The 15,393-nt window shown below is 64.1% G+C and carries 16 protein-coding genes; 8 read left to right on the forward strand and 8 right to left on the reverse strand.

Annotated elements, in window-relative coordinates; all coding sequences use genetic code 11:
* Positions 1-94: 94 nt before the first annotated feature.
* A complete protein-coding gene (locus tag D8W71_RS09920; protein WP_121118914.1) occupies positions 95-1,294 on the reverse strand; it encodes a GNAT family N-acetyltransferase in 1,200 nt (399 codons plus the stop codon).
* Between the two features lie 38 nt (positions 1,295-1,332).
* Here D8W71_RS09920 and D8W71_RS09925 point away from each other — a divergent pair, with 38 nt between their 5' ends.
* Positions 1,333-2,169 (forward strand): TrmH family RNA methyltransferase, encoded by an 837-nt coding sequence (locus tag D8W71_RS09925; protein ID WP_121113093.1) that lies wholly within the window; start codon positions 1,333-1,335, stop codon positions 2,167-2,169.
* Positions 2,166-2,441, forward strand: a complete 276-nt coding sequence (locus D8W71_RS09930) for a DUF2537 domain-containing protein (protein WP_121113095.1) — start codon at positions 2,166-2,168, stop codon at positions 2,439-2,441. The genes D8W71_RS09925 and D8W71_RS09930 overlap by 4 nt, the downstream gene beginning before the upstream one ends.
* Here D8W71_RS09930 and D8W71_RS09935 read toward each other — a convergent pair.
* From D8W71_RS09935 to D8W71_RS09955, 5 genes are all read right to left on the reverse strand, one after another.
* The gene (locus D8W71_RS09935; protein WP_121113098.1) at positions 2,398-3,132 is read right to left on the reverse strand and encodes a DUF6928 family protein; all 735 of its coding nucleotides are present in this window, start codon (positions 3,130-3,132) and stop codon (positions 2,398-2,400) included. The genes D8W71_RS09930 and D8W71_RS09935 overlap by 44 nt on opposite strands.
* Before the next feature lie 38 nt (positions 3,133-3,170).
* Positions 3,171-4,007, reverse strand: a complete 837-nt coding sequence (sepH, locus tag D8W71_RS09940) for a septation protein SepH (protein WP_121118916.1) — start codon at positions 4,005-4,007, stop codon at positions 3,171-3,173.
* A 98-nt stretch (positions 4,008-4,105) separates the two neighbouring features.
* Positions 4,106-4,774: a rhomboid-like protein gene (locus tag D8W71_RS09945; RefSeq protein WP_121113100.1), complete on the reverse strand. Its 669-nt coding sequence runs from the start codon at positions 4,772-4,774 to the stop codon at positions 4,106-4,108.
* Between the two features lie 78 nt (positions 4,775-4,852).
* A complete protein-coding gene (gene serC, locus D8W71_RS09950) occupies positions 4,853-5,974 on the reverse strand; it encodes a phosphoserine transaminase (RefSeq protein ID WP_121113102.1) in 1,122 nt (373 codons plus the stop codon).
* A gap of 127 nt (positions 5,975-6,101) precedes the next feature.
* The gene (locus tag D8W71_RS09955; protein ID WP_121118918.1) at positions 6,102-7,220 is read right to left on the reverse strand and encodes a citrate synthase 2; all 1,119 of its coding nucleotides are present in this window, start codon (positions 7,218-7,220) and stop codon (positions 6,102-6,104) included.
* A 169-nt stretch (positions 7,221-7,389) separates the two neighbouring features.
* On the opposite strand from D8W71_RS09955, the gene pdxH reads away from it, so the two are divergent.
* The 5 genes from pdxH (at position 7,390) to D8W71_RS09980 (ending at position 12,515) form a co-directional block, all read left to right on the forward strand.
* Complete coding sequence (gene pdxH / locus D8W71_RS09960) at positions 7,390-8,007, forward strand: pyridoxamine 5'-phosphate oxidase (protein WP_121118920.1); 618 nt, start codon at positions 7,390-7,392, stop codon at positions 8,005-8,007.
* Positions 8,004-9,296 (forward strand): MFS transporter, encoded by a 1,293-nt coding sequence (locus D8W71_RS09965; protein WP_121113104.1) that lies wholly within the window; start codon positions 8,004-8,006, stop codon positions 9,294-9,296. Before pdxH ends, D8W71_RS09965 begins: the two co-directional genes overlap by 4 nt.
* On the forward strand, positions 9,289-10,212 hold the full coding sequence (locus D8W71_RS09970; protein WP_442972027.1) for an aldose 1-epimerase family protein: 924 nt from the start codon (positions 9,289-9,291) through the stop codon (positions 10,210-10,212). Before D8W71_RS09965 ends, D8W71_RS09970 begins: the two co-directional genes overlap by 8 nt.
* The gene (locus D8W71_RS09975) at positions 10,209-11,147 is read left to right on the forward strand and encodes a carbohydrate kinase family protein (RefSeq protein WP_121113108.1); all 939 of its coding nucleotides are present in this window, start codon (positions 10,209-10,211) and stop codon (positions 11,145-11,147) included. The genes D8W71_RS09970 and D8W71_RS09975 overlap by 4 nt, the downstream gene beginning before the upstream one ends.
* A 69-nt stretch (positions 11,148-11,216) precedes the next feature.
* Positions 11,217-12,515 (forward strand): citrate synthase, encoded by a 1,299-nt coding sequence (locus D8W71_RS09980; protein WP_121113110.1) that lies wholly within the window; start codon positions 11,217-11,219, stop codon positions 12,513-12,515.
* Between the two features lie 68 nt (positions 12,516-12,583).
* Here D8W71_RS09980 and D8W71_RS09985 read toward each other — a convergent pair whose 3' ends face one another.
* Positions 12,584-13,378, reverse strand: coding sequence for a carbon-nitrogen hydrolase family protein (locus D8W71_RS09985; protein ID WP_201265309.1), 795 nt, complete (start codon positions 13,376-13,378; stop codon positions 12,584-12,586).
* Positions 13,379-13,425: 47 nt separating this feature from the next.
* Between D8W71_RS09985 and D8W71_RS09990 the strand changes: the two genes are divergently transcribed.
* Complete coding sequence (locus D8W71_RS09990) at positions 13,426-14,067, forward strand: GntR family transcriptional regulator (RefSeq protein ID WP_121113114.1); 642 nt, start codon at positions 13,426-13,428, stop codon at positions 14,065-14,067.
* Here the strand turns inward: D8W71_RS09990 and D8W71_RS09995 are convergent.
* Entirely contained in the window at positions 14,039-15,373 is a 1,335-nt protein-coding gene (locus D8W71_RS09995; protein WP_121113116.1) for an MFS transporter, read from the reverse strand. The genes D8W71_RS09990 and D8W71_RS09995 overlap by 29 nt on opposite strands.
* Between the last annotated feature and the right edge of the window lie 20 nt (positions 15,374-15,393).

Raw genomic sequence — 15,393 nt, forward strand, 5'->3', positions numbered from 1 at the left:
AGCGTCGTCGGATCAGGCCGTGACCAGTAGTGCAGCGTGTCATCGACTCCGTTGACGTTGTCATCGATCGGCCATGACAAATGTCAGCAGCTCGTCAGAAACCCCAACCCATGACGGAGGCGCGATCGGTCGCGAAGGCGATATTCACGGTGTGAAGCGCCTCCTTGTCGCGGGCCCACAGTCTCGACGCCGCGGCGAACCTCGTTGCACTGTGCGTTCCGAAGTACAGCGCCGACAGGACGTCCAATTTCAATGTCGCGTCCGGTGCTGCGTCGGTCCGGGTCACGACCGCGCTGCCGCCGGAAATCGTCACCTCGAAGGTGCCACCCGCATCGAGGAACGGATCCTCGACCCCCAGCACGAACTGCGCGTCGACGCTGTAGGTGCGCGCCTCCAGTGCTGCCTTCACATCCATGATGCGGCACCACAGAGCGTCGTGATGACTGGTGACCTTGGGTAGTCGGTTGTTGGTGAGCAGGAACGGAAGCGCCTCGTCGGGGGCCTGTTCGACCTCGATCGTGTCGACGAGGTCGATGCCCGCCAACACCTGCCAGAGTTCGGCGTACGCCTCGTCGGTGACGGCAATGAATTCCTGGACGACGATCTTGCTCTCGGTGGGGCTGCGCCGATACGCGACGTACCCGTCGACATGCGCGATGAAGAACAGTTCGGTCAATCCGTGTCGACGATTCTCGCGGTCGGCGAAGAACCGTTCCCATCGAATCGGCGGCTTCGGTTGCGCACCTGCTGTTGCGCGTTGCCAACGGTGGTAGATATCGGGAAGAAGCGTCGACGCCTCGGCCGACTCGATGAGGCGGACGCCGGTCACCGGGGGAACGCCGGGATGGAACTGCGCGAACCGACGGTCGAGCACGACGGAATGTTCCTCGGTCGCCGGCCCGTATCCGAAGCGTCCGTAGATGGTGGCTTCGCTCGCGGTCAGCAGCGACAAGGGTGCGCCGGCGGCGTCGAGCTTACGATGCTGCTCGGTGAACATGCGGCGCAGAATCCCACGCCTGCGGTGGGTAGGTGCCACCGAGACCCAGGAGACTCCCGATGCCTCCACCTGAGCTCCGCCGGGGACCGTCACCGACATCGGAAAATGCATCGCGACTCCGACGGGTGTCTCCCCGTCCCACGCCATGACGACGTGCTTGGAGCTCGTGAGTATCTGCGTCTCCGCAAGGTCCTCGGAGTTCTGGTGCTCGCCGAACGCGTGCGCGTCCAGAAGAGCGACGGCATTCCAGTCGTCGTCGGTGGCCGTCCTGATCAAGATCGTGTCGTCGGTAGTCATCACAGTCGAGCTTTTCATACAGGTGCCAAGATGGACACGTGGTACACGTAATCGACATCGACAACTCCTCCGATCCGAGGCTCGACGACTTCCGCGACCTCAATTCGTCCGACCGGCGCCCCGATCTCCCCGAAGGCAAGGGCTTGGTCATCGCCGAGGGGGTTCTCGTCGCCGAGCGGCTGCTCTCGTCGCGGTTCGCGCCGATCAGTCTTCTCGGTGTCGATCGGCGCTTGAAGGAACTCGGCGAGCGACTCGACGACGTCGATGTGCCGTTCTACCGCGCCACGGCTGAGGTCATGGCCGAGGCCGTCGGTTTCCATCTCAATCGAGGAGTACTCGCCGCGGCACATCGCCCGCCGGAATTGGACCTCGCCGACGTGTTGGACGGTGCTCGCACCGTCGTCGTGCTGGAAGGCGTCAACGATCACGAGAACCTCGGATCGATGTTTCGCAATGCCGCAGGATTGGGCGCGGACGCAGTCCTGTTCGGCGCAGCGTGCGCGGATCCGCTCTACCGTCGCGCTGTCCGCGTGTCCATGGGGCATGTCCTCCGCGTTCCGTTCGCGCGGGTTCCGGACTGGCCACGTGGCCTGAAAATATTACGAGAGAAGGGTTTTCAGACCATCTCCTTGACGCCCAACCCGTCCGCAATTCCGCTCGCGCAGGCAATGACCGGCGAGAAGGTCGCATTGCTCCTCGGGGCCGAAGGGCCGGGACTGACCGAACACGCCATGCGGGCCACCGATGTCCGGGCGCGCATTCCCATGGCCCCCGGAACTGATTCGCTGAATGTAGCCACCGCCGCCGCAATGGCCTTCTACGAGCGCGTGCGACTGCAACCGACCGGGTCGTTCCCGCAGGATCCACTCCTGTGACAACGGATCGTGACGTTCTGTTCACCGGCATTCCGGTTGCGATCTTCGCGGCCGTTCTCGTCAGCTCCGCACTCACTGCTTTCGGGCGCGAGCTGGCCGACATCAATGTGTTTCTGGCCGTAGGGATCAATCTGATCGTTGTCGGCGGCGCAGCCCCGACCGTCCTGCGGTGGCGAAATACTCCGGTATGGCGATGGCCGGTGTACGGGGCCTGCGTCGGCGGGGTGCTCAGCTTTGTGGTTCTGGGGATTTCCGTCGCAACCAACGCATGAATTTGCGGTCCTGCGGCTCGGCCTGAACGACCGGTACCTCGGGAACCGGCTGCTCTCCGGGCACGTACAAGGTGAATCCGCACACGGGCAGCGTGTTCGGGTCGAATTCGTCGCCTCGAGGGGCGCCGGTGTACCGAAATCCAAGCCACTCGGAGTTGGCCGCCTCCGCGAACTCCTGAGGGTGGAACGGCAACGACTGCGGATCGGGCATGACACCGGGAGGGTAGACCAGCGGACGCTCGCCGGCCCAGAACGGTCGCTCCCACACCAACGGTAGGCCGGTGTCCTCGTAGATGTATATCGGGGTCGCGCTGAACGATCGTCGCAGTGTGCCGCGTTCCCAGTAGGCGAATGCGCCCCACGCAGTGTCGGGATCGGTCGCGACGAGGTAGGTGGACTCCGACGCGAGTGGCCTGGTCCAGACCTCGGGAATCAACGACGGTTTGGCAATGGACAGATTCGAACCGCAGATCACCGTTGCACCCGGATAACAGCCGACGAATATCTCGTCGGGGGAGACCCCCGCAGCCTGGGCTATCGGCCCCTGACCCTTCGGCACAGCGATTCGGTCCGGAAACAGTCTTCCAACCAGTGCGGTAGCGGCGTCCCAGTCGGACGTCGTCGTGTGCCGCAACAACGAAATCGGATCAGGTGCGTCGATGTACCAGATGGTCGATGCTTTGGCCCCCACGCTCGGCACCCTTCTTGATCATCCCTAGCCAATCGTGCTCAGTTGTGACCGTTGCTGCGGACACCCAGCAGAACATCCTCCCACGACGGCATCGCGGGTTTACCCTTCTTGTCCTTTTTCGGTGCCGGGGCAGCATCGTGTTTGGGTTCTGTCACAACGACGGGTGCGTCCTCCACGGCGTCGGCCTCTAGCTCGCTGTCCGCCTCTACGCCGTAGTACTCGTCGAACGTCTGCTGGGATTCCTCAGGCGCGACCTCGAGAGCTCGCACCGGGGCGAGACCGCGGAGCTGACGGCCGAAGTCCGGGTCCACCAGTTCGGATGCTGCGTCGTCGAGCGGAGTGATCGTTCCGCCGTGACCGTCGGGAAGGAACTGCCAATGTGCTTTGTTGGTGGTGCGTCCCGCTTGCCACTGGAGCTGCGCGACCCACTTGTTGTCCTCGTCGCGCCACGCGTCCCACGTCGCCTCGTCGAGGTGGTGCCCGCGGGCGCGGAAGGCCAATGCGACGACCTCGGCGAGGGTTTGAACGGCGGGACCGTCGTGTCGCAACGGGTGGCCTGCCTGTGCCATCGAGGCAGCCTGCGATCGTTCGAGAAGAACAGGATGGGCGAAGACCTCGACACGGCTCAGCGCCATTCCGGAATCGCTGGCAACCTGCTCGACGGTGGCTCCCGCTCGAATTCGAGCTTGGATCTCCTTGGGGCGTAGCAAACTGTCCATTTCGATCTCAATCTGTCCTAGTCGAGCGATGTCGCCGCGGGAGGCTGCGCGGAGCTTGTCGTCGGCCGGAAGCCGGAATTTGTCGCCGGTTTTGGGATCTGCGCAGATTACGTACTGCCCGTCCGGTTCGAGACCGACCACGCGTAGATCTCGCACCTTGACCTCCTCATCGCGCCGGCTCGCGATATCGTCCCTCGACAGTAATCCACTCGTGACCTTCGGCGCGTCTCCGACACGCATGTGATCCACTCGTGTCAAAGACTAGTCATCGAGTGTGGCGGTTGCACACGTTCGGTTGGTTCGGTGCGAAATTCGTTGGAAATCAAGGGTTTTGCATCGCGGCGTAGGTACACGGCGCCGAGGGCGAAACCGATGCCGAGCGCGGCCGCGTGGCCGAACGCCGTGAACGACGGGTCGGAGACAGCAGCGATGGCAACAGTGGCGATCCATCCCGTCGCCCATGCCGTGCGCCAGTGGCCGTGGAGGTACCGAATCATCGATCCAGCGACCGCTGCGGCGGCGTAGCTGACGCCGACGTCGACCGCCCTTGCCAGTGATTCGGCGACCCAATCCGCGTGGATGCCGACGAACAGTCCCGCGGTGACCAAAGCCGTGGCCCCTACATGCCCGACGACGAAGGTGAGGAGGAACCTGCGCGATCCCGACAACCACTCTGCCGTCCCCAACAATGCGGCCACGGAGGCGAACCAGAGCCAGTTCGGTTCGCCGTTGGTGAGAAACGCGCTCGTCACGAGCGTGACGATGTGTCCGTCGCCGAGATTGTGCAGGTTCGTACTGGCCTCGCGGAGGACGTGCGATTGAGTGTGGGGTCCGAGTCGGTCCACCACGATCGCGGCCGCCGCGGCGAGCGGGAGGTAAACGGCAGTGACGCGCAGCCTCGACAGGTAACCCAGAACGCGCATTGGGCGCCCCCTTCGAGGTAGTTGCATGTGCAAACTAGTTTAACCCCCGAAGGAAGCGCCCAAACTGTGCGCGAACTGTCAGCTCAGTGTGGAGACGACCCAATCGATGCTCTTGGTCAACGCAGTGACGTCGTCCGGCTCGATCGCCGGGAACATTCCGACGCGCAGCTGGTTGCGTCCGAGCTTGCGATACGGCTCGGTGTCGACGACGCCATTGGAACGCAGAACCTTCGCAACTTGAGCTGCGTCGACCTTCTCGTCGAAGTCGATGGTGCCGACGACCTGGCTGCGGTGTGCAGGGTCGGCGACGAACGGCGTCGCGAACTCGCTCTTCTCGGCCCAGTCGTACAGGCGCGAGCTGGAATCGGCCGTGCGCTTGGTCGCCCAGTCCAGGCCGCCCTGGTTGTTCAGCCACTCGATCTGGTTCAGGAACAGCAGAAGAGTTGCGACGGCCGGGGTGTTGTAGGTCTGGTCCTTGCTGCTGTTGTCGATCGCGATCGGCAGCGACAGGAAGTCGGGGACCCAACGGCCGGACGCGTCGATCTCCTTGACGCGCTCGAGCGCAGCTGGGCTGAACAGACCGACCCAGAGGCCACCGTCGGCAGCAAAGTTCTTCTGCGGCGCGAAGTAGTAGACGTCGGAGTCGGCGACATTCACCGGGAGGCCGCCTGCACCGGAGGTGGCGTCGATCGCGATGAGGGCGTTCTCCGAGCCTGCGGGACGGCTCACCGGAATGGCCACACCCGTCGAGGTCTCGTTGTGCGCCCACCCGATGAGGTCGACGGACGGATCCGACGTCGGCTCGGGAGCGCTACCGGGCTCTGCCTTGACGACGATGGGGTCACCGATGAACGGATTGTTCTTGGCGACCGATGCGAACTTGGAGCTGAACTCGCCGTTGGTCAGGTGCAGCGACTTCTCGCGAATGAGGCCGAACGCTGCAGCGTCCCAGAATGCGGTGGTTCCGCCGTTGCCGAGAACCACTTCGTAGCCGTCGGGCAGGGAGAACAGATCTTTCAGGCCGCTGCGCACGCGCGCAACGACATCCTTGACCGGTTTCTGGCGGTGACTCGTACCGAACACGGATGCACCGACGTCGACCAGGGACTGCAGCTGCTCAGGGCGAACTTTGGACGGTCCGCAGCCGAATCGTCCGTCGGCGGGCAGAAGATCGGCGGGAATGATCGGCAAATCGGCCATTGAGCAGCGCATCCTAAGCGTCGAGTGGTAATGGGCGTATTCGGACTACAGGGTAGTCGCTGCATGTCGCGGCGTTACGCGCAGGTTTCGGTGCTTGGCGTTCGAAGGTCCAGCCGCACGAGCGGCACTAGACGATCTGTCCCCAACCGTCGACGGATTCGGGCTTGCGAGGTGACGGTCCGGTGTAGATGGCGGCGGGGCGGACGAGCTTGCCGAGCCGCTTCTGCTCGAGGATGTGGGCGCACCAGCCTGCGGTGCGGCCACAGGTGAACATGGCGGGCATCATCTGAGCGGGAACCTCGGCGAAGTCGAGGATGACTGCTGCCCAGAATTCGACGTTGGTTTCGATGGGGCGGTCGGGGCGACGCTCGCGCAGTTCCGCCAATGCGGCCTGTTCCAGGGCAGCAGCGACCTCGTAGCGAGGGGCGTTCAGACGCTTGGCTGTTGCGCGCAATACACGAGCACGCGGGTCTTCTGCGCGGTAGACGCGGTGCCCGAAGCCCATGAGCTTTTCCTTGCGATCGAGGATGCCCTTGACGAGTCCGCGCGGGTCGTCGGACTTCTCGACCTCCTCGATCATCGGCAGGACTCGTGCGGGTGCGCCGCCGTGCAGCGGGCCGGACATCGCGCCGATCGCTCCGGAGAGAGCTGCGGCAACGTCGGCGCCGGTGGAGGCGATGACGCGGGCGGTGAACGTCGAGGCGTTGAGGCCGTGTTCGGCAGCGGAGACCCAGTACGCGTCGATGGCTTCGGTGTGCGCTGGGTCGGGGTCGCCCTTCCATCGCGTCATGAAGCGGGCAGTGACGGTTTCGCACTGGTCGATCTTCTTCTGCGGTACGGCGGGCTGGTAGATACCGCGAGCAGACTGGGCGACGTAGGACAGTGCCATGACCGACGCGCGCGCGAGTTGGTCGCGTGCGGTGGCGTCGTCGATGTCGAGCAGTGGTTGGTAACCCCAGATCGGTGCGAGCATCGCCAGGCCTGCTTGCACGTCGACCCGCACGTCGCCGGTGTGGATGGGCAGCGGGAACGGCTCGGCTGGCGGGAGTCCCGGTCCGAACCGGCCGTCTACGAGTAGTGCCCAGACATTGCCGAAGGTGACGTGCTTGGACACGAGGTCCTCGATGTCGACACCGCGGTAACGCAGTGCACCGCCGTCCTTGTCGGGTTCGGCGATGTCGGTGGTGAAGGCTACGACGCCCTCGAGGCCGCCGACGAAATCTTCTGGTACCAGTTGTGGGGCCATGACCTGTGGACTCTCCTCGTAGCGCTGTTTCCCTGCTCGGGACATGCATGATCGAAAGCACTGCCCGATCTTCAGCCACGTCTCGGGCCAGTCTGCCTCGAACTTTAGCGGGTCGTACCCGGGAGTAGCGTCTGGGATCGTGCCGAACGACGAACCCCTCCTCGCCGACATGCGAGTCGACTACAAGGAAGACGCCGATCTCGACGTCGCGAACCTCCGGGACGGCTGGCTGCCTGTCGCTCAGCAGTGGCTTGCTGCTGCGATCGAAGCCAGGATCCCCGAGCCGAACGCGATGGTTCTCGCCACCGTCGACGCCGACGGACGCCCTGCGAGCCGCACTGTTCTGTGCAAGGGACTCGATGCCCGCGGAGTGGTGTTCTACACCAACTACGACTCCGACAAGGGGACTCACCTGCGCCGCACCCCGTATGCGTCGGTGACGTTCCCGTGGATCGGTATCGAGCGTCAGCTCACGATCCGTGGCACGGTGTCCACGGTGTCCACCGAGGCGACCGCGGCGTATTTCGCGTCGAGGCCCCGCGGATCGCAGCTGGGTGCATGGGCATCGCAGCAGTCGAGGCCGGTCGCGTCACGGGAAGAGCTGGAGCAGGCGCTCGTAAAGATGACGGAGAGGTTCGACGGGCAGGACGTGCCGGTACCGCCGAACTGGGGCGGCTTCCGTATCGAGCCCGAGACAGTGGAATTCTGGCAAGGTCGAACGTCTCGTCTGCACAACAGGATTCGGCTCACGATACCGACTCAGCAGGTGGAGCGCCTGCAGCCGTGAGCAAGATACGCGGCGTTCTCGCCGATACGACCCCTCTGAAGACTCCTGCTTATCGCCGCTTGTGGCTCGCCAACATTGTCACGGTGATCGGCGCGCAGTTGAGCATCGTCGCTGTGCCGCAGCAGGTTTTCCAGATCACCCTCAGTTCTGCCTACGTCGGATTGACCGGTGTGTTCGCCTTGGTTCCTCTGATCGTCTTCGGTCTGTGGGGTGGCGCACTTGCCGATGTGATGGATCGACGTGTGCTGCTGACGATCACCACGTTCGGACTGATCGGAACCTCGGCCTTGTTCTGGCTGCAAGCGTTCCTGAATCTGAACAACGTGTGGATCATATTGGTGCTCTTGGCTGTTCAGCAGGCTTTTTTCGCCGTCAACCAGCCGACACGCAGCGCGATCCTGCCGCGTATTCTGCCGGGCAACCAACTCCCAGCGGCCAATTCGCTCAACATGACGGTGTTCAATTTCGGGGCCATCGCGGGACCCTTGAGCGCAGGCATCCTGATCTACAAGATCGGGCTCGAAACCCTCTATCTCATCGACACGATCTTCCTGTTCGCGACGCTCTGGGCGGTCATTCGGCTGCCGGCCATCCCGCCGGCCAAGAGCGGACAGCGTGCCGGATTTCGGTCGGTGTTCGACGGTTTCGCCTACCTGGCGACGCAGAAGGTTCTGCTTGCGTCGTTCGTCGTCGACATCATCGCCATGGTGTTCGGTATGCCGCGCGCACTGTTTCCGCAGATCGCGCACGAGAGTTTCGGTGATCCCGCGTCGGGAGGGCCAGTTCTCGGCATGCTGTTCGCTGCTATGTCCGCCGGCGCGGTGATCGGCGGTGTGTTCTCCGGTTGGCTCCCGAGAGTGCGGCGCCAGGGGCTCGCAGTATTGGTGTGCATCGTGGTGTGGGGTGCCGCGATGATCGGGTTCGGTGTCGCCGTGGGCCTGGCAACCGACGGTGCGACGGCGGTGGCGCTATGGTTCGCGCTTGCGTTCCTCGCGCTCGGCGGCGGCGCCGACATGATCTCGGCGGCTTTCCGCTCGACGATGCTGCAGCAGGTGGCGACGGACGAGATGCGCGGACGGCTCCAGGGCGTGTTCATCGTCGTGGTCGCGGGCGGGCCTCGAATCGGCGACGTCGTGCACGGCGCCGCTGCCGCCTCGATGGGGACGGCAGTCGCGGCGGCGGGCGGCGGAATTCTGGTTGTCATCGGCGTATCGATCGCCGCGCTCGCTCTTCCGGCGTTCATTCGCTACCGAGTCGCACGAGTGGTGGACAATGGCAGCCATGGCTGAACCGCAGAGTTACTCGCTCGCAAGCGGGAAGTACCGCGCCGAGGTTGCGTCGACCGGAGCAGGGCTGCGCGTACTCGAGTACGACGGCTCGCCGCTGACGGAAACTTGGGACGTGGGCACGAAGCCGCCGTTGTCGGCCGGGCTGGTGTTGGCGCCCTGGCCCAACCGCGTTGCCGACGGCAGGTTCACGTTCGCCGGCACCGAGCATCAGCTCGAGATCACCGAGCCGTCGCGGGGCAACGCAAGCCACGGTTTCGTGCGCCGGGCCGAGTGGACACTCGTCACCAAGACGGCCTCACGCGTCGAACAATCGGTCGAGGTGGGCACGCACGACGGATGGCCCTTCCAGCTGACCGTGACCGTCGTGCACGAACTCACCGACGACGGACTCGTCGTCACTGCCTCGGCCACCAACGACGGCGACACGGATGCGCCGTACGGGATGGGCTTCCATACGTTCGTGCGGGTCGGTGATGTTCCGCTCGACGAGTGCACGCTCGAATTCTCGGCCGGAACTCGGCTGCAACTCGATCCGGTGCGAAATCTCCCGAATGGACCGTCGGTGCCGACCGCGGGTTCGGGCTTCGACTTCTCGTCGCCGCGGATACTGAAGGACGTCTGGCTCGACACGCCGTTCAGCGCGGAACTGCCCGACGCCGACGGCAGGGCGCTGCATATCCTGAGAGCCCCCGACGGCGCGGCATCGGTGCTGTGGACCGATCGCGAATTCGATTGGGTTCAGGTGTTCACCGCCGATCCGGGCCACGATCAGGCTTACCCCGACCGTGGCAGAGCGCTCGCTGTCGAACCGATGACCTGTCCACCCGACGCCTTCAACTCGGGGATCGATCTGATCGTGTTGAAGCCGGGCGAATCGTGGACGGGCACTTGGGGAATGGAGTACCGATCGGCATGACGATTCTGGTGTGCGGCGAAGCGCTGGTGGACCTCGTACCGGTGCACGAGGGACCGCTGCTGTCGCCCAAGCTCGGTGGCGGCCCGTTCAACGTGGCGATTGCACTCGGCAGGCTCGGCGCTGATGTGTCGTTCCTGTCTCGGGTGTCGACCGATCCGTTCGGCGAACGGATTCTCACCTCGCTCGGCGATGCGGGGGTCGACGTATCACGGGTTCAACGCGGCGAGGAACCGACGACGTTGGCCATGACGTCACTCGCCGAGGACGGTAGTGCGCAGTATTCGTTCTACGCCGACGGAACGGCCGACCGTCTGGTGACGGATCCGGGCGATCTGCCGGACGACATCACGACCCTGTCCTTCGGAACCCTGTCTCTCCTGTACGAGCCGGGAGCGTCGGTGTACGCCTCGCTTCTGCACCGCGCGCACGAAGCGGGCAAGTTGACGATGCTCGACCCGAACATTCGTCCGGCTGCGATCGACAGTCCCAGTGGTGACATCACCGCCGACGGTTTCAGGATTCGTTTCAAGACATGGCTTCCGTCGGTCGACATCCTCAAGGTGTCCGAGGATGATTCCCACTGGTTGGGACTCGGTCCCGAGGGCACGAGCGTCGACGATTGGTTGGAGGCCGGCGTCACCGCCGTGGTGATGACGCGAGGTGGCGACGGTATTTCGGTGTTCACGGCGACGGGTGAAATCGCGGTTGCCGGCGTGAAGGTAGACGTCGTCGACACCATCGGCGCAGGTGACACCGTGCACGGCGCTTTACTCGAGTTTTTGAATAACGAGACCATTCTCACAACGCGTGACCTGAAAGACATGCGCAAGCCAGACTGGGAGCGAGCACTGAGGTTCGCCGCACGGGCCGCTGCCATCACGGTTTCGCGCCCGGGTGCAGACCCTCCGTGGGCGTCCGAGGCGCCGAGAGACTAGTTTCTCTATCGACGTAAGAAGTATCCGAATATGTACGAGTCCGTTACATGAGTTCGAGAGGGACCATTCGTGCCCGCTGAGAATGATGCCAAAGCCACCCTCACCTACCCCGGTGGCGAATATTCCATGTCGATTGCCGAGGCCAGTGAAGGCAACAACGGCATCGAGCTGGGGAAGTTGCTGGCCACAACCGGCTACACGACGCTGGACGGCGGGTTCGTCAACACCGCGTCCACCAAGTCGGCCATCACGTACATCGACGGTGACGCGGGCATCCTGCGCTACCGCGGTTACCCGATCGAGCAGCTCGCGGGCAAGTCGTCGTTCATCGAGGTCAGCTACCTGTTGATCTACGGGGAGCTGCCGTCCGAGGATCAGCTCGAGACGTTCACCGACCGGATCCGTCGTCACACGCTGCTGCACGAGGACCTCAAGCGGTTCTTCGACGGGTTCCCGCGTAATGCGCACCCGATGCCGGTGCTGTCGAGCGCGGTCAACGCCCTGTCGGCGTACTACCAGGACTCGCTGGATCCCAACGACCCCGAGCAGGTCGAGCTCTCCACCATCCGTCTGCTGGCGAAGCTGCCGACCATCGCGGCCTACGCGTACAAGAAGTCCGTCGGTCAGCCGTTCCTGTACCCGGACAACTCGAAGAGCCTCGTCGAGAACTTCCTGCGTATGACGTTCGGTTTCCCCGCCGAGCCCTACGAGGTCGATCCCGAGATCGTCAAGGCACTCGACATGCTGCTCATCCTTCATGCCGACCACGAGCAGAACTGCTCCACGTCGACGGTCCGCCTCGTCGGGTCCTCGCAGGCCAACCTCTTCACGTCGATCTCCGGCGGCATCAACGCGCTGTGGGGCCCGCTGCACGGCGGCGCCAACCAGGCCGTGCTCGAGATGCTCGACAAGATCAAGGCCGAGGGCGGCGACGCCACGGACTTCCTGCGTCGAGTCAAGAACAAGGAAGACGGCGTCAAGCTCATGGGCTTTGGACACCGGGTGTACAAGAACTTCGATCCGCGCGCGACGCTGGTCAAGGAAACCGCGCACACGATCCTCGGCAAGCTGGGCAACGGCGACGAACTGCTCGAAATTGCACTCAAGCTCGAAGAGACCGCACTCACCGACGACTACTTCGTCGAGCGCAAGCTCTACCCCAACGTCGACTTCTACACCGGCTTGATCTACCGCGCGATGGGCTTCCCGCCGCGCATGTTCACGGTGCTGTTCGCGATGGGCCGTCTCCCGGGCTGGATCGCGCACTGGCGTGAGCAGAACGAGGACACGACCGGCAAGATCGGCCGTCCGCGCCAGATCTACACCGGCTACACCGAGCGCGACTACCAGGACGTCAGCTCGCGCTGATCAATTTTACAGGCAGAAGGCCGCCGGTCCCAGTAGGGGCCGGCGGCCTTTTTCGTGCGTCTTCGGACTTAGAACTGGCGACGATTGGCGAGCACAGGCAACTTCTGACGAACCGCGTCGACGAGTCCGGTTTCGATATCGACGGTCAGCAGACCCGGCGTTGCGTCGAGTTCGCCCAGAATCTCGCCGGTGGGGGAGCTGACAACCGAATGCCCGACGCCCAGCGGCGCGGTTCCCTGGGCGTCGGCGGGCTCGGCCTGGTCGCACGCCGCGACGAATGCAGTGGAGTCGAGAGCACGCGCCCGCGCCAACAAGGACCACTGCTCGACTTTGCCGGGACCTGAACCCCACGACGCCGGAACCACGATCAGCTGCGCTCCGAGGTCGCCCAGCTTTTGGAACAGCGCTGGGAAGCGGATGTCGTAGCAGGTGGCGAAGCCGACGGTAACCCCGTCGACGTCGACGGTCAGCGGATCCGTGCCCGGTGCGACGGTGTCGGACTCGGCGAATCCGAATGCGTCGAACAGGTGGATTTTGTCGTAGCTCGCCTCGACGCCCGGCCCGGTGACGAGCAGGGTGTTCGCTACGCGTCCTTCGTCCGCCGGAGTGAACATGCCTGCGACGATGGTGATTCCGATGCTCTTGGCGGTGTCGCGGACGGCGTCGGCCCACGGTCCGTCGACTGGTTCGGCGACGCCGCGGATGGGTCCGCCGAAGCAGTGCATCATGGCTTCGGGGAAGACGACGATCGACGATCCGGCCTCCTTCGCGGCCTTGGCATGTGTGTCGATGATCTTCAGGTTCTCGGACGGGTCGGTTCCGCTCGTGACCTGCGCGAGGCTGATGCGAAGGGTGGTGCTCATCGGCTGATCTCCTGGTTTAGTGTCGCAATGGGAGGTATACATAGCGTATGCAATCGGTGTCGGGGCGGGACAAGGCATATGCGTTCGTGCGCGATCAGGTGCTCACTTCGCCGGCGGCGACGGGGACGTTCCTCAACGAGCAGGAGCTTGCGACTCGAATCGGTGTGTCCCGCACGCCGGTTCGTGAGGCACTGCTGATGCTCCAGGCCGAGGGTCTGGTCGAAATGGTACCCAAGCGTGGCGCTCACGTTCCCGCGATGTCGGGCCGCCAGATCGGCGAACTGATGGATCTGCGGGGCGTGCTCGAGCGGCACGCCGGTAGCGCGTCGTTGAAGGCGGGTGTGCCGCCGGTTCCGCAGATGCGAGATGCGCTGCGGCGTCAGGAAGGCCTTGCCGACACGCGAACTGCCGAGGCGGCAAAGGAATTCATCGATCTCGATGGTGTGTTCCATCAGATTCTGATCGACGCGGCGGGTAGTGAACTGCTCTCGCGCACCTATGCCGGACTCCGAGCTCGCCAGCTGAGAGTCGGTCTCACTGCTCTCTTCGCGGCCGCGGACCGTCAGCGCAACGTCTGCGCCGAGCACGAAGCCATCGTCACGGCCCTGGAAGGGGGCGACGAGGGCCTCGTGCATCGAGCGATCGACGATCACCTGGAAGTCACACTGCAGATTCTGCTGCGGGCGTAGCGCCCATCATGACGTGGTATTCCTCTTCCTCGGCGCGATCAGGGTTGCGGCCCAACGCAAGTCCGATCAGCGTCAGGATTCCGACGATCGTCACGTAGCCGACGATGAGCACCCAGCTGTCGGTCTTGTCGAGTAGAAAGACGAAGATCAACGGGGCCATCGCGCCGCCGAGGACACCGGCGAGGGTGTACGCGAGCGAGCTGCCGGTCGAGCGGAGTCGAACGGTGAACTGCTCGGTCACGAAGGCTGCTTGCGGGCCGTACATGAACGAGTGGAACGCGAGCCCGACGACGACGCCCAGGATGAGCAGCGGCAGCGAACTTCCGCCGATGATGAGGAAGAAGATCGCGCTCCATGCGACGCCTCCGACAGCGGCGACACCGTAGACGAGCCGACGGTTGATGCGGTCGGACAGCGCGCCTGCCAGCGGGATCAATCCGAGCTGGAAGGCAGATCCGATCAGGATCGCGATGAGCACCTCGCTGCGTTCGAAGCCGAGTTTCTGCGTTCCGTACGTGATGGAGAAGACGGTGAAGAGCGCGTAGAGAACGTCCGGCGCGATTCGGGACAGAATGGCTGCGATCAGGGGGCGACGCTGGGTCTTGAACACCTCGCTGATCGGAGCTTCCGAGCGGTCGCCGCTTTCCTGCAGTGCCTTGAAGACCGGTGTGTCCTCGAGCTTGAGGCGAATCCACAGGCCGAATCCGACGAGGACGGCCGAGAAGAGGAATGCCACGCGCCAACCCCAGGACTCGAACTGCTCCTCGGTCAGGGCGAGCGTCAGTGCTGCTAGGGCGCCGTTGGCCAACAGGTTGCCCGCAGGTGGACCGATCTGCGCGGCCGAGGACCAGAATCCGCGCTGACGGGGGTTTCCGTACTCACTCGACAGCAGGACGGCGCCACCCCACTCGCCACCGACCGCGACGCCCTGAGCGAATCGCATGGTGACGAGCAGTATCGGCGCGACGATTCCGATGGTGTCGTAGCCGGGGATGAGGCCGATCGCGAACGTCGTCACACCGATCAGCAGAAGTGTGATGACGAGAAGCTGCTTGCGACCGATCACGTCTCCGAGGCGTCCGAACACGAACCCGCCCACCGGGCGAGCGACGTAGCCGACGGCGTAGGTCGAGAAGGCGAGCAGTGTCCCCGTCAGCGGATCGCTGCCCGGGAAGAAGATGATCGGGAAGATCAGGGCTGCGGCGGCGGAGTAGACGGCAAAGTCGTACCACTCCAATGCCGTGCCGGTGAGGCTGGCTGCGAATGCCTTGGCCAGGCCTTTCTTGTCGACTGTCTGCGCAGTCATGGCAACTCCTTCGTCTGTGC

Origin of the sequence: Rhodococcus sp. P1Y, assembly GCF_003641205.1 — a bacterium.
Taxonomy (GTDB): Bacteria; Actinomycetota; Actinomycetes; order Mycobacteriales; family Mycobacteriaceae; genus Rhodococcoides.

Bases quoted from the DNA above. Each gene is read 5' to 3' on its own strand.
- D8W71_RS09970 (WP_442972027.1), top strand. From the start codon at position 9,289: ATGGCTGAACCGCAGAGTTACTCGCTCGCAAGCGGGAAGTACCGCGCC.
- D8W71_RS09920 (WP_121118914.1), bottom strand. From the start codon at position 1,294: ATGACTACCGACGACACGATCTTGATCAGGACGGCCACCGACGACGAC.
- D8W71_RS09975 (WP_121113108.1), top strand. From the start codon at position 10,209: ATGACGATTCTGGTGTGCGGCGAAGCGCTGGTGGACCTCGTACCGGTG.
- D8W71_RS09945 (WP_121113100.1), bottom strand. From the start codon at position 4,774: ATGCGCGTTCTGGGTTACCTGTCGAGGCTGCGCGTCACTGCCGTTTAC.
- pdxH (WP_121118920.1), top strand. From the start codon at position 7,390: ATGCGAGTCGACTACAAGGAAGACGCCGATCTCGACGTCGCGAACCTC.
- serC (WP_121113102.1), bottom strand. From the start codon at position 5,974: ATGGCCGATTTGCCGATCATTCCCGCCGATCTTCTGCCCGCCGACGGA.
- D8W71_RS09955 (WP_121118918.1), bottom strand. From the start codon at position 7,220: ATGGCCCCACAACTGGTACCAGAAGATTTCGTCGGCGGCCTCGAGGGC.
- D8W71_RS09995 (WP_121113116.1), bottom strand. From the start codon at position 15,373: ATGACTGCGCAGACAGTCGACAAGAAAGGCCTGGCCAAGGCATTCGCA.
- D8W71_RS09985 (WP_201265309.1), bottom strand. From the start codon at position 13,378: ATGAGCACCACCCTTCGCATCAGCCTCGCGCAGGTCACGAGCGGAACC.
- D8W71_RS09990 (WP_121113114.1), top strand. From the start codon at position 13,426: ATGCAATCGGTGTCGGGGCGGGACAAGGCATATGCGTTCGTGCGCGAT.